Source organism: Pseudomonas sp. KB_12, from assembly GCF_052114545.1.
Classification (GTDB): domain Bacteria; phylum Pseudomonadota; class Gammaproteobacteria; order Pseudomonadales; family Pseudomonadaceae; genus Aquipseudomonas; species Aquipseudomonas brassicacearum.
Map to the genome: position 1 here is coordinate 62182 of NZ_JBFREY010000015.1, position 13530 is coordinate 75711.

At 60.2% G+C, this 13530-nt stretch carries 17 protein-coding genes; all 17 read left to right on the forward strand.

Translation table 11 applies throughout. The features are described 5' to 3' along the window. Window positions 1-236 precede the first annotated feature (236 nt). The 17 genes from AB4Z20_RS14140 (at window position 237) to AB4Z20_RS14220 (ending at window position 13522) form a co-directional block, all read left to right on the forward strand. On the forward strand, window positions 237-971 hold the full coding sequence (locus tag AB4Z20_RS14140) for a LexA family transcriptional regulator (protein WP_028237204.1): 735 nt from the start codon (window positions 237-239) through the stop codon (window positions 969-971). A gap of 545 nt (window positions 972-1516) precedes the next feature. After that, a complete protein-coding gene (locus AB4Z20_RS14145; protein WP_018607982.1) occupies window positions 1517-1945 on the forward strand; it encodes a hypothetical protein in 429 nt (142 codons plus the stop codon). A gap of 130 nt (window positions 1946-2075) precedes the next feature. Continuing rightward, entirely contained in the window at window positions 2076-2426 is a 351-nt protein-coding gene (locus AB4Z20_RS14150; RefSeq protein WP_003198302.1) for a phage holin family protein, read from the forward strand. 36 nt (window positions 2427-2462) lie between these two features. Next, on the forward strand, window positions 2463-2975 hold the full coding sequence (locus AB4Z20_RS14155) for a hypothetical protein (protein ID WP_442090121.1): 513 nt from the start codon (window positions 2463-2465) through the stop codon (window positions 2973-2975). 3 nt (window positions 2976-2978) lie between these two features. Next, entirely contained in the window at window positions 2979-3590 is a 612-nt protein-coding gene (locus tag AB4Z20_RS14160) for a phage baseplate assembly protein V (protein ID WP_214511559.1), read from the forward strand. A gap of 11 nt (window positions 3591-3601) precedes the next feature. Then, complete coding sequence (locus AB4Z20_RS14165; RefSeq protein ID WP_018607976.1) at window positions 3602-3934, forward strand: hypothetical protein; 333 nt, start codon at window positions 3602-3604, stop codon at window positions 3932-3934. Further along, window positions 3931-4926 (forward strand): baseplate J/gp47 family protein, encoded by a 996-nt coding sequence (locus AB4Z20_RS14170; protein ID WP_442090122.1) that lies wholly within the window; start codon window positions 3931-3933, stop codon window positions 4924-4926. Before AB4Z20_RS14165 ends, AB4Z20_RS14170 begins: the two co-directional genes overlap by 4 nt. After that, window positions 4923-5558: a phage tail protein I gene (locus tag AB4Z20_RS14175; RefSeq protein WP_442090123.1), complete on the forward strand. Its 636-nt coding sequence runs from the start codon at window positions 4923-4925 to the stop codon at window positions 5556-5558. The genes AB4Z20_RS14170 and AB4Z20_RS14175 overlap by 4 nt, the downstream gene beginning before the upstream one ends. Continuing rightward, window positions 5559-7505 (forward strand): phage tail protein, encoded by a 1947-nt coding sequence (locus tag AB4Z20_RS14180; RefSeq protein ID WP_442090124.1) that lies wholly within the window; start codon window positions 5559-5561, stop codon window positions 7503-7505. An 11-nt stretch (window positions 7506-7516) separates the two neighbouring features. Beyond that, window positions 7517-7942 (forward strand): phage tail protein, encoded by a 426-nt coding sequence (locus AB4Z20_RS14185; RefSeq protein WP_442090125.1) that lies wholly within the window; start codon window positions 7517-7519, stop codon window positions 7940-7942. An 89-nt stretch (window positions 7943-8031) separates the two neighbouring features. Beyond that, the gene (locus AB4Z20_RS14190; protein ID WP_018607966.1) at window positions 8032-8241 is read left to right on the forward strand and encodes a hypothetical protein; all 210 of its coding nucleotides are present in this window, start codon (window positions 8032-8034) and stop codon (window positions 8239-8241) included. A gap of 2 nt (window positions 8242-8243) precedes the next feature. Continuing rightward, entirely contained in the window at window positions 8244-9410 is a 1167-nt protein-coding gene (locus AB4Z20_RS14195; RefSeq protein ID WP_018607964.1) for a phage tail sheath protein FI, read from the forward strand. Beyond that, window positions 9410-9916, forward strand: a complete 507-nt coding sequence (locus tag AB4Z20_RS14200; protein WP_258690449.1) for a phage major tail tube protein — start codon at window positions 9410-9412, stop codon at window positions 9914-9916. The genes AB4Z20_RS14195 and AB4Z20_RS14200 overlap by 1 nt, the downstream gene beginning before the upstream one ends. A 151-nt stretch (window positions 9917-10067) precedes the next feature. Then, window positions 10068-10634, forward strand: a complete 567-nt coding sequence (locus AB4Z20_RS14205) for a phage tail assembly protein (RefSeq protein ID WP_258690450.1) — start codon at window positions 10068-10070, stop codon at window positions 10632-10634. 128 nt (window positions 10635-10762) lie between these two features. After that, a complete protein-coding gene (locus AB4Z20_RS14210) occupies window positions 10763-12934 on the forward strand; it encodes a phage tail tape measure protein (RefSeq protein WP_442090126.1) in 2172 nt (723 codons plus the stop codon). Further along, complete coding sequence (locus tag AB4Z20_RS14215) at window positions 12934-13317, forward strand: phage tail protein (RefSeq protein WP_442090127.1); 384 nt, start codon at window positions 12934-12936, stop codon at window positions 13315-13317. Before AB4Z20_RS14210 ends, AB4Z20_RS14215 begins: the two co-directional genes overlap by 1 nt. Beyond that, window positions 13310-13522, forward strand: coding sequence for a tail protein X (locus AB4Z20_RS14220; RefSeq protein WP_058542798.1), 213 nt, complete (start codon window positions 13310-13312; stop codon window positions 13520-13522). The genes AB4Z20_RS14215 and AB4Z20_RS14220 overlap by 8 nt, the downstream gene beginning before the upstream one ends. Window positions 13523-13530: the final 8 nt, after the last annotated feature.

Below are 13530 nucleotides of genomic sequence, written 5' to 3' on the forward strand. Positions count from 1 at the left end.
GTGGGGGAGTTTGGCTTTTGTAGGAGCTGGCGAAGCCTGCGATCTTTTGATCTTTCGCTTGGGATTCGAGTGTCTTTGGAAAGATCGCAGCCTCGTTGCACTCGACAGCTCCTACACAGCTCGTACGATTCAGCGGGAGCAAGCTCCCTCGCCACAGTGAGTTCAAAAGGCAGGAATTGCATATTTATGCAAAACAGCATTTGTCTTCTGCAAAAAGAACAAGCATCATGCGCGTTATGCAAAAACGCAACGTTTCTACCGTATTAAGAGCATTGCTCGATCAGCACGGGATCTCCCCCACGGAGCTTCACCGGCGTACCGGCGTGCCTCAGTCCACCCTCTCGCGGATCCTCAGCGGCAAGATCGTCGATCCTTCGGATAAACACATCTCGAAGATCGCCGAATATTTTGCCGTGAGCACCGATCAGTTGCGCGGGCGCGCGGACGTTGTGCCCGTCGGCAATGCCCGCCGCGACGAGCCGCATTCCGAACTCAAGGACATAAGCCTGTGGGACGACGAAACACCCGTCGAAGAAGACGAAGTGTCGGTCCCTTTTCTGCGCGAGGTTGAATTGGCTGCTGGATCAGGAAGATTCGTCATCGAGGAAAGCGAGCGCTCAAGCCTGCGCTTCGGCAAACGCAGCCTGCGCCATAACGGCGTGCAGTTCGACCAGGCCAAGTGCGTGACGGTGCGCGGCAACAGCATGTTGCCAGTGCTGCGCGACGGGGCCACGGTCGGGGTGAATGCGGGCAAGTGTGGGATCGGCGACATCGTCGACGGTGACCTCTACGCCATCAACCACAACGGCCAATTGCGGGTGAAGCAGCTTTATCGCCTGCCCACCGGCATCCGCCTACGCAGCTTCAACCGCGATGAGCACCCGGACGAGGACTACACCTTCCAGGAAATGCAGGATGAACAGATCGTCATCCTCGGTCACGTCTTCTGGTGGGGCATGTACGCCCGCTAACTCCACCGCTGTCAGATAAAACCCGCCGCCGTGCGGGTTTTTTTTCGCCTCCTGAAAAGCCGCAACCCCGGTGTTTACGCAGGTTTCATGCGTTTTCGCATTTACCATGCATAAATAAATGCATTTACGCATTGACTGTATATGCATCAATGCATATTCTATGTCCAAGCCGCTCGACAAAGCGGCTGGCAACGAAGCTCTTTAGTTCCACCAACAGGCAGCGATGAACCGGCCTTAACGGTTCAGAGGGTTGGCAACTGACCCGGGTGTGCAGCGTAAAGCACCAGAAGCAGTTATCCGGCGGGCAGAGACCGCGGTCGGAAGAACAATTTGAATGGATCCGTACCGCGCCAGTCGCGCCGAAAGATCAAGCGCATTACTGAAAAGCCTGGGCAACCGGGCTTTTTGGAATGCCTCTGCCGCAAGACACAGCAACTAAGTAAGGAGACTCCTATTCACTCATTTTTAAAGGCTCAGGAGGTGTTCAGATAAAAAAACTGTATCGACGCTCGCAAAAATCCAACTCATTTAAAGGAAGTAAATCAATGAAAAAATTCTTCAGCGTGCTGATCGCAGCCGTCCTGGCTACCCAGACCCTCCATGCGTTTGCTGAAACCTCCCCCGTCGGTTCCTGGCAATTCGCTTACTACCACGTTCCGGGCGGTGGTTTTTATGCCAACCAAACGATCTGCTTCAAAGCGGACAATACCTGGTACTCGAGCTCCCAAGCCGGCTGGAAGGGCGCATGGTTCCAGAACGGCGACGATCTCCAATGGAATGGGAGTGTGCCAATGCCGGGTGCAGGGAGCGCCAACAATCTCGCGACCATTGCCATGGGTAAGTTAGCTGTCGCTGGTTCGATGTCGGGTAACTACGCGGAATGGGCCGCACCCAGTGCGCTACCGCTGTCTTGGGACAGGCACTACACCTACACCATGACTTACAAAGGCGCGACCTGCGCTGCGCCAAAGTGACGTCTGCTTTCAATGACCTGACAAACGTTTGAACGCCGTCTCTAGCGACTTAATGGGTTGCACCGACCCACATCTCATTCAACTTCAAACAACTTACCCGCCCAATCTTAATCACCCCAGGAAACGAGACATGACAAACGAGCAACAAGCGTTGCTGGACATGCCGATCTGGCTGGTCATCGTGCTCGCCCTGGTGGGCGGGGTGTCCGGCGAGATGTGGCGTGCAGACAAGGAGGGCGCCCGTGGCTGGTCGTTATTGCGGCGCCTGGCCTTGCGCTCCGGTGCCTGCGTGGTCTGCGGTGTATCGGCAACCATGCTTTTGTACGCCCTCGGCATGTCGATCTGGAGCGCCTGCGCCTTGGGTTGCCTGACCGCCATGGCCGGTGCCGATGTGGCGATCGGTCTTTACGAGCGCTGGGTCGCCAAGCGGCTCGGCGTCTGCGAAGTCCCTCCGCGGGACGTTCCTCCCGACCAGCAGTGAGTCGACAGCGCTGATCCATACAAAAGGAGGCGATCAATGCCTGCCCTTATCGAAAAACCGTCGCAGTTGTGCTCGGCCATTGCCCAGACGCTGCGCGCCATTTATCCGGCCTTGAAAGTCGGCAGCCCCCAGGATTTCGATGGCACCGACGACCAACCCTGGGTGCTGATTGCTCTTGAGCGTGATGCGCCCGGTAACCGCGCCAATGACGGGCGTATCGCCCATGTCCTGAGCGTTTCCTTGCAAGTGGTCATGGCCGTTCCAGGATGGGATGCCTGCGATCTGGCCGGGGAGCTGAAACACCTGGTCATGGACAACCGCTGGGGTCTGTCGGGCGATCAATGCGACCTGCCCACGGAGCTCGATGGCCTGCCGTCCACGTTCATTAACCCGGCGCGGTCGTACACCGCCTGGACCCTCTCCTTCAACCAAACCCTGTACTTGGGCCCGGCGCTGCTGGAAGACCCGCTGGGCATCCCGAAGTTTGCCCGTACCTGGGAAGTGTCGAACATCGGCGACCCGGACCAATACACCGCACTCGAGGGCTGAGCCATGTTTGATGCGCTGTTACGGATGCATCTGGGGCCGATCATCGAGCGTCTGGCGCAGATGGAAACCGAGCTGGAAGACATGCATCGGCGGGCGGAGAGTTTCTGCCGCATCGGCGTCTGCCAGGAAGTCGACGCGGCCAGCAACACCTGCAAAGTCAGCCATGGCGGACTGCTGACCCCGGCGATCCGCTTTTTCAACCCGAGTGCCGGGGCCCAGAGCGAGTCGCGGATTCCGTCCGTAGGTGAGCAATGCCTGTTGCTCAACCATGGCGGCGGCGAGAGCGGCGGGCAGGCGGTGGCGTTGTTCGGTCTCAACGGTGGTCAGTTCCCGCCTGTCTCGACCCAGGCCTCGCTGACGCGGCGCCTCTATCAGGACGGTACGGAAAACGGCTACGACCATGCCAGCCATGTCCTGCACTGGCAAAACGGCCCGGCGGCGTTCAGCGGTTCTCGCGAATCCCTGCAGTTGAACATTGGCCCGTCGCGGCTGGCGATGACGCCCCAGGCCATCGAATTGCAAGTCGGCGCCGTCGGCATTCGGCTCGACGCTTCCGGCGTGCACCTGAGCGGCCCGGTGGTGGATCACCAGGGGCGCGTCATCAGTACCGCATAAGAGATTTCCTCATGATTGGAATCGATCGAAACACCGGCGCCACGGTCGACGACTGGCTGCAGTTCGTGCAGCGCGCCACCCGTGCATTGACCACGCCGTTGGGCACTCGCCAGAAGCGCCCGTTGTATGGCTGCGCACTCACGCAGTTGCTGGGGCAGAACCTCGGTGACGACCTGCTGATCCTTGCCCAGAGCCACGCGGCCCAAGCGTTCTACAACCCGGATAACGGCATCGATGATTTCGAGCCGCAGGTCATTGTCGCCAGCCGACAGGGGGCCGGATTGCTGTTGCGTTTCGCCGGCACCTGGAAAAACCGCAAACAGACTTTCGAGGTGGTGACATGAGCATGCTGATACCCGGCCAGAACCAACTGGCCGAACCGGCCATCGTCACCGTCGAAGCGTTCGAGGATCTGCTCGCCGAATTCAAGACCTTCGTGGTCGAGTATGTCGGCGCACGCTCTCCAGCAAGCGCGGCGAAGCTGGTGGACAGCCTCGAAAACGAAAGCGAACTGCTGACCCTGGCCCTTGAGGCGTTTTGCGTCCGACTGCAAACCCACGAACGCAAATACAACGCTCGCATCAAGCAGATGTTGGCGTGGTGGGCCACGGGCACCAACCTCGACGCTCGCCTCGCGGACATGGGGCTTGAGCGCCAGTTGCTCGATCCGGGTGACCCGGAAGCGTTCCCGCCCATCCCCCCGGTCTACGAGAGCGATGACGATGCGCGGTTGCGTTATTACCTGGCGCCCCATGCCCCGGCAGCCGGCTCGCGCATGCAGTATCGGCGGGAGATTTTTACCCTGGGTGAACGGCCCGTCGTGAAGGTGGAAAACGCCTCGGCGGGAGTGGTGACGGTTACCTATACCTTCGATCCGGATGGTCATGCGGCGCAGGTCAAGGACGGTAATGGGCGTCGCACGGCACCGGGCGAAGTCACGGTCACGGTGCTGTCCCGTGACGGCGACGGCACGCCGACCGAGGCACTGCTCGACGGTGTTCGCCAGCATTTCGCCCGGCCTGATGTACGACCGGAAACGGACCTGGTCATCGTCCAGGCCGCGCAGATCAAACCCTACAAAATCCGCGTTGTGGCGAAGATCAATGCCGGCCCGGATTCGGGCTTGACCCAAGTTGCCGCCGAACAGCAGTTGCAGGCGTATGCCGAGGCGTGTCATCGCCTGGAAGGGCGGGTGGACCCCAGCTGGATCGACTACACGCTGCACAGCGCGGGCGCGGTTCAGCTGCAGATTCTCGAACCGCTCGCACCGATTGTGACGACGGCTTTTCAAGCCCCGTACTGCACGGGCATCGAGGTCGAGGTGGATACGTTATGAGTGACGATACACCTCGCCAAAGCCTGCTGCCGGTCAACAGTTCGCCGCTGGAACGGGCGCTGGATCTCGGTTTCGCGCGGTTGCTCGAACGCATCGATCCGCCGTTTCCCGAACTGATGAACCCAGCGACCACGCCCTTGGCGTTCCTGCCGTATCTCGCGGCGGATCGTGGGGTCAACGAGTGGAGCTCCGCAGCGCCCGAGGTGGAAAAGCGCCTGACCGTTGAACTCGCCTGGCCAACCGCCCGGCAGGCAGGGACGCGAAAGGCGCTGGAAAACGCGGCCAAGGGTTTGCAACTGATGCCTGAAGTGCGCGCCTGGTATGAGCAAACGCCCCCTGGCCCACCCTACAGTTTTTCCGTCAGGGCATTTACCGAGCAGCCTTACAGCGAAGAAATCGATGCCCGTCTCGACCGTCGCCTGGCGGACGCCAAAAGCGAGCGCGACACCTTGAAGGTGTCTGTCGGCTTGAGTGCATTCGGCCGTCACGTCATCGGCGCCGCCACGCTGTGCGGCGAACTGACCACGGTTTATCCGATCGTCATCCAAGGGCTGGAAGCCTCGGGTCAGGCCTTCATGGCCGCGGGGCTCTACACCGTCGAAACCTCCACTATTTATCCACAGGGGTCCTAAATGGCCGACTACTACACCCTGCTCACCGATGCGGGGATCGCCTACGAAACCGCCTGCAAGGCGGCGGGCACACCGATCAAGCTGTCGCAGATTTCCGTTGGTGACGGCGGCGGCACGGAATACAACCCGGCGGCAACGGCGACGGCACTCAAGCGCGAAGTCTGGCGCGGGCCGCTCAATGCGCTGTTCCAGGATGAAAACAACCCGAGCTGGCTGCTGGCCGAGGTCACCATCCCGTCCGACGTCGGCGGTTGGTATGTGCGTGAGGCCGGGATCTGGACCGATACCGGGATCCTGTACGCGATTGTCAAATATCCGGAGTCGTTCAAACCGGTGTTGGCGACGTCCGGCTCGGGCAAAGAGTTCTACATCCGGTCAATTTTCGAGACCAGCAATGCTGAGCTGGTGACGCTGCTGATTGACGACACGGTGGTCAAGGCGACACGGGCCTGGGTGACCGGCTTCGTGGCCGACGAACTCGCCAAGCTCGACAGGAAGCAGTCGGTGCGGGTGGCGACAACGGCCAACATTGTTTTGAGTGGCGCGCAGGCGATCGACGGTGTTGCGGTGATTGCCGGGAATCGGGTCCTGGTCAAATCCCAGACCTTGGCGAAAGACAACGGTATTTACGTGGCCGCGAACGGCGCTTGGGTCCGGGCAAAGGATGCCGATGCGAGTGTCGAAGTGACTTCGGGATTGATTGTTTCGGTGGAGGAGGGCGCGACGCTTGCCAACACGATCTGGCAGTTGATTACTGATGGTGTGATTGTTCTGGGCACTACGGCGTTGGCGTTTCAGAACATTACTCAAGGGTTTGCGCCGCTCAATTCGCCGGTGTTGGTTAATCCCACAGCAAATACGCCGGTGCTATTCGACAACACGAAGTCGATCGCGACGACTGAATATGTCATGCGTGCCGCCGGTAACTACCGTGGCTTCACTAGCTTGACGTCGGCCTCCACTTTGACGGCTTCGGCTATTGGCACGCTGGTTACAACTATCGGGGCCTTTACCATCACATTGCCGACGGTCAATGTCCTGCCGGCAGGGGGCGCTATTCATTTCCGGAATATCGGCAGCGGCGTTGTCACCGTCGTATGTGCAGCGGCTGACAACATCAACTCGGGTGCTGGTCAGATTACGAGCATTGAATTGCAGGTGGGTGCGACCCTGGAGTTGACCGCGAACGGTGCGAGTGCCTGGTGGGCTGCCGGGACTGCGCAGTTGCAATATTCCAGAGTGTTCGGCTTAACCCCGGCGAGATTCGACAACAGCAAGTTGCTTGCAACGACTGAGTGGTCTAAGACCAAAGGGTTCGAACTGGGTGGCGTCTACGTGTTCACCGCCGCATTGACGGGGATTCCAGCACACATTGGCGGTATGGTTCACGCCTATGGTGCCGGGCCTGCCTCCTATAGTATCCCCGACTCTATGGCCAACGGTGTTCTGCCGGGTTGCACGATTCGCTTGCAGAATTGGACAGCAACGAATCTGACCTTGGTAACCCAGGGGACAGACAGGATGCAGGAGAGTCTCAGTGTGTCCCCCGGCTCTGCGGCCCGCTCCATTCCCCCGGACACATATGTGGATATCACCTTCATTGGTAGCGGGCTCTGGTTGTTATTGGGTACAGGTGTGGTTGGCAAGACTGTGCCATTTGGCGCGCTGATGGGCGTGAATGGCTATCAGAAACTCCCTTCCGGCTTGATCATCCAGTGGATGACGGCTGTATTTTCAAGTGCGGCCTTGAGCAAACCTTTCAACTTACCGATTGCGTTTCCGGCGGCGCATTTCGGTTGCACCGTTTCGCAGACGGACAGCGTTATCTATGGCACCAATGGCACGCCTTTTGTGGCAGGTATGCCTAACGGCTTGGGCCAGGTAATTCTGCAGTCCAACTACACCGCCAGCCAATCGGCAGTCCGGGTACTTGCCTTTGGCATTTAAAGGGGACAAAGATGATTTATAGCAGCAAGAAAACGGGGTGTTTTCACGACTCGAATTTAGGCGGTGAGCTACCAGAGGACGCTATCGAAATATCAACGGAGCTGCATGCCGAACTTCTGAGCGGTCAGTCGCAACTGACTAAGATCAACTTTGATACTGAGCCACCTTCGTTGATTGAGCGGGAGCCGGCGTCTCCCGAACTATTGGCTGATATTGAGCGCGCCTGGCGTGGTGTGCAGTTGGTGAGAACAGATGGCCTTGTGGCGCGGCAGCGTGATGAGCTGGATATCGGTAGCGCGACCACGCTTACGGTCGATCAATATACCGAGCTGCTGACCTACCGACGTGAACTGCGTGACTGGCCCCAAGGTGCGGACTTTCCTCTGGCGGAACACCGTCCTGTCGCACCGCCATGGTTGTTTGCCCTGCTTCAATAAACGCCCCGCTCCGACGGGGCGTTTTCTTACTCATCCAAAACCCAACAGCCCCTTTCTCAAGGGGCTTTTTCATATCTGGAGAAACACAAATGGCACTGCGCCAAACCTACACCGTGCTCCTCCCATTCCCCACCGGGGGTGGTCACTGGTCGAGCGTCGGCCAGGAACTCGATCTGCTCGACGTCGAGGCCAACGCCTTGCGCAGCGCCGGTCGCCTGGAGTTGAAAAAAACCGAAGTCGTCGAACCGGCTTCTGCATCCATCCCGGCCAAAAAGGCCGCCACCAAGAAGGCTGAATAACCATGGCTGAGGTTTTGAACTTCGAGCACAACGGCATTACCGTCAATGCCACCGAATCTCCCGAGGCCATGGGTGGCCTGGGTGACAACGTCATCGGGCTGGTCGGCACCGCGCCGAATGCCAACCCGCTGATCCCGAAAAACACCCCGTTCCGCATCAACAGCTTCACCACCCAGGCCCAGTTGGACCCGACCGGTGCCGAGGCGGGGACATTGTTCCAGGCCGTTTACCAGATCCTCAAAGTGGTCAAGGTGCCGGTCTACGTCGTCATCGTCGAAGAGGGCGCCACTCTGGCCGACACGCAGAACAATGTGATCGGCGGTATCGAAGCGCAGACCGGTCGCAAGTTGGGCCTGGCGGCGTTGAGTGGGGTTGCTGAAGACTTGACCATCATCGGCGCGCCGGGCTTCACCGGCACCAAGGCGGTGGCCAGCGAGTTCGCCTCGTTCGGCAAGCGCATCAAGGCCCGTGTGGTGCTCGACGGCAAGGACGCCGCGGTCGCCGATCAAGTGACCTACAGCCAGGAACTGGGCGGTGCCGACCTCGGTTTCGACCGTTGCCTGGTGGTGCACAACATGCCGGCGGTGTACTCCAAGGCCGCGAAGAAAAACGTCTTCCTGGCCCCGTCGAGCCTGGCCATCGCCGCCCTCGCCAAGGTCAAGCAATGGGAGAGTCCGGGCAACCAGGTCACCTTCGCCGAAGACGTCTCGCGCACCGTCGAATACAACATCCTCGACACCTCCACCGAAGGCGATCTGCTCAACCGCTACGGCGTCAGCTACTACGCCCGGACCATCCTCGGCGGCTTCTCGCTGCTGGGTAACCGTTCCATCACCGGCAAGTTCATCAGCTACGTCGGCCTGGAAGATGCCATCAGCCGCAAGCTGGTGAAGGCCGGCCAGAAAGCCATGGCCAAGAACCTGACCAAGTCGTTCATGGACCAGGAGGTCAAGCGCATCAACGACTGGCTGCAAACCCTGGTCGCCGACGAAACCATCCCTGGCGGCAGCGTGTACCTGCACCCGGAGCTGAACAGCGTCGAGAAGTACAAGAACGGCACCTGGTACGTGGTCATCGACTACGGCCGCTACGCGCCGAACGAACACATGATTTATCAACTCAATGCCCGCGATGAAATCATCGAGCAGTTCCTGGAGGACGTTCTCTAATGTTTACCAACCGCGTAAGACAGGCCATCGCGGCCACCCTGCAAGGCCTGCCGTTGTCGGCGACCGTGGAAGATTTTAGCCCGCCGAAAATCGAATTTGAGATGGAAGAGATGCGCGGCGGCCGTTTCATTGGCGAGGAAATGGCCAAGGGCGGCAAGGTGCTGACGGCCAAGCTGACGCTGCAAGGTCTCGGGCCGGAAGTCATGCTGGCACTGGGCGTGAGCTTGGGCGACGACATTCTGCTGAACGTGCGTGAAGCCGGCCAGGATCAGGACGGCAACACCTGGTTTACCTACCACACGGTGGGCGGCAAGTTGAAATCCCTTGAGGAAACTCCGCTGAAGATGACCGAGAAGCCCAAGACCAACCTTGAGCTGTCCTGCCGCACCTACAACCGCCTGGAAAACGGCGTCCCGGTGATCGACATCGACGTGCGCACCCAGAAGTTCGTGCTCAACGGCGTGGACATCCTCGGCGATGCGCGCCGTGCGGTGTTGTTGCCCTAAGCCCTTACCGGCCGGCTAGATGCAATCCCTGTGGGAGCGAGCTTGCTCGCGATGGCGGCGGTTCATTCAGTATCAAGCTGTCTGACACCCCGCTATCGCGAGCAAGCTCGCTCCCACAGGATGTCCTCTGATTCACCAAGGAATTGATTTCATGTCCTGGATGCCTCCTACCCATGAGCTGTTGTCGCCGATCACCGGTGACGACGGCTCGCAGATCGAGCAGCTCCCACTCAAACCACTGCTCTACGCCGCGCAGAAAGAAGCCCTGGCCCGTGCCGGTGATGATGAAGACGACCAGTTCTTCGAGCTGGCCAAGCTGGCCACCGGCCTGTCGGTCAAGGAGCTCGATCAGCTCAAGCGCCCGGACTACGTGAGCATTGCCCAGTACGTGCACGAAATGTCGACCCGTCCGGCGTCGTACTTTCTGGATGTTCCACAGGCCGATCCCGACCAGGTGCAACTGCTGCAACCGCTCGACGTCGCGGGCCGCAGCCTGACGTCGTTGACCCTGGAAATGCCGGTGCTGCGTGCGACCAAGGCGATGAAAAAACTGAAGACGGCCAAGGAACGCGCCGAGTTCATCACGGCCCATTGCACTGGCCTGATGATTCCCGATCTGGACCTGCTGACCGTGCCCGACTGGACACAACTTCAGGTACGCATCGACGATTTTTTAAACAAACCGGCGGACTTCTTTCGGAGCGCGACATCGAAGTGATTCTCGATGTGGTGCCGCTCATTTACTCGGTAAGTGAGGCGGAAATCCTGGAGTGGGACGCCGGCAAGGCCTTGCGCCGCTACGACATCGCGATCACTCGCCTTGGCGTGAAACAGGAGTAGAGCGGGATGGCGGACGATAGATATTCGCTCAAATACGCAACCTTCAATGAGCCTGGGTTGGCGTTCGGTAATACCAGCCTCACCAGTGGTGTGTCAGCACAAGACGCGTTCGCCAGGGATCAACTGTCGAGCCTCGATCTGGCGCTGGAAACACTCGGGCTCAAGCTCGGGTTGCTGACCACGGCGATCGAGTCGCTGACGGTAAAGCTTTCGGCGCAACGATTGTTTTCCCAATCGATGGGCGCTGGCGCCAAGGGTGAGTCGGCCAACGAGCCAAAGGGTAAGTCGGGTGGCGGTATCGAGCCACCGGCGCTGCTCAAACCTGCAATAGCGATGGATTCGGCCATGGCCGATCTGAAGCAGGCCGGCCAATTCACGCCTCGCCAGATTGCAGAGATGGCGGAACCCACCCAGCGTATCGCCAGTGCGCCATTGGTGGCGGCCGGCGGGACCTCGGCGGTTGAGGTGGTGAGGATGCAAAGCCTGGCGGCCAGGGCAGGCATCGGCGGTGATCTGCCCAATGCCTCGGACCGGCAATTGGCGCTGTTGCGCTTCGCCAGTGATGCGGGCGTCACGGCATCGACGTTCAAAATGCCGGCCATGGAAGCCGCTGAGATGGTGCTCGGCTGGCGCACTTCCATGAAGCTCAGCGCAGAGAAAGCGTTTGATCTGGCGGATGCAACCAACCACCTGGGCAAGATTCCCGGTGGTGCGAAAGCGAGTGAGATCGGCACGGTGCTGCAGCGTGACGGTGCGGCTGCGACCTCGGCGGGCCTGCAGCCTGCCCAAGTTGCGGCACTGACGGCGGCACTTCTCACTACCGGCGCGCAACAAGCTGAAGCGGGTGTGGCGCTCGATCACTTCACGACCGCTTTAGGCAAGGGCGATCAGGCCTCCGCGACCGAGCAAGCGGCCTGGAAGCAACTGGGGCTGGATCCCAAAGAGGTGGCGAGCGGCTTGCGTGACAAGGACGCCGCGCCGGGGACAGTGATGTCGGTCCTGGCGGCCTTGAACGCGCAGCCGGCCGAAAAGCGCACGACCCTGGCCTCTTCGCTGTTTGGCACTGGGGATGCAGCGGTGCTGCGCATGTCGCAGAAACTCGACGATGTGAACGCCGCGTTCTGGCAGGTGAAAGACCCAGGCCAATACGCTACATCGCAATTGGGCAACGACGGCTCGGTGCGCCAGGACGCCTTGGCGCTGTCGAACACCCGGCAGGGCCAGTTGAACGTCCTCAACGCCAGCAGCGAGCGTTTGTCGCTGGCCACGGGAAATGCCCTGATGCCCTCGGCGGATACCTCGTTCCAGTGGCTGGGATCGCTGGCCGATGGCATGAGTGAGTTGGCTGAGTCCTCACCTAGAGCCGCTGCGGCCATTGTGGTGATTGGCGCGGCGATCAAACCGTTGGTGGGCGCGCTGCTCAAAGCCCTAGGTGATGAGATGAGCAATCAAGCGGCCAAGCGCGTATTGGGGGGCGTGGCGACGCGTCTTCCCAGTCGTGTGGGAGAGGTGTTCTCTGAGGACTTCAGAAACGACAGTCGTAACGCCAAGCTGGATATGAAGGGCATCAGCCGGCTCGAGCCGGCGAACGTTGCCAAAGCCGAGGCTGGAATGAGCGCCGGCGGTTCCCTTCGAGGCACGAGCTCGGCGTTGCGCTCGGTTACCCGTTTCATCCCAGGAGCCGTCGCGTTAACTGCCGCCCCTGAGGTGCTCGAGGGCGCGCTGAGCGGTGACGCCCGCAAAGTTGGTGCGGGCCTGGGGGCCGCAGGTGGCGGCTGGGCGGGGGCCTCGGCAGGTGCTACCGCCGGAGCCACTTTCGGGACTCTTTTTGGTCCGCTCGGCACGGCCATTGGCGGCGCACTCGGTGCGGTTGTGGGTGGGCTGGCCGGCAGCTGGGTCGGGGGAGAGTCGGGGGCCTGGCTGGGTGACAAACTCGCCGCGCCTGCCGACAAGCTCCCCCCACCGGACCAGGCTGCCAGAGACCTGACCAACGCCCAAACCAGCCAACAACAAAACACCATGACCGCAAACATCTACATCAACGGCCAGGACCAGGCCAGCGCGAGTCAGTTGGCCAACCTGGTTGTGCAACAGCTCTCGGGCCAATTCGGCTTGACGACCATGCCCAACTCACTCGCCATGCGCAGTGACGCGGCCCTGACCGACGGAGGTACGTGATGCGTCAGCAAATGGCACTTGGCAGTTTCATTTTCGGGCTGTCGAGAAACTTTGCGTACCACAGCCTGGTACGCAGCTCGGACGGTGGCTGGAAAAGCATCGACATCCTCACTAGCAAGCCCAAGTCCAGCCAGGTCGGCCAAGGCCTGCAATTGCTGACGATCACCGGCAAGTCGATGTACGCGACCGCCATGGATCGCCTCGATGAGTTGCGCGCCTTGCAGGCGCAGCGCGTGCCCGTGCCGTTGGTCGATGGTATCGGTCGCAACTGGGGCCTGTGGCAGATCAACAAGGTGACGGAAACCCAGACCGAGATCATCGATGACGGTACGGCGATGGTGGTCGGCTGGGTGGTTGAATTGACGGAGTTCGCCAATGCGTAGGGTTCGAAGTATCGCCGGTGATTCGGTGAATCTGTTGCTGTACCGCGAGCTTGAGCGTTGTGACGATATCGTCGAGGAAGCGCTCTGGCTGCTCAATCCGGGCTTGGCTGAATGGGGCCCGGTATTGCCGGCGGGCGTATGGGTGGTCTTGCCGGAAGTGGACCTCAAGCCCGTTGCAACCCCGCCGGTTTCGGCCTGGGATTAAGGAGGCAA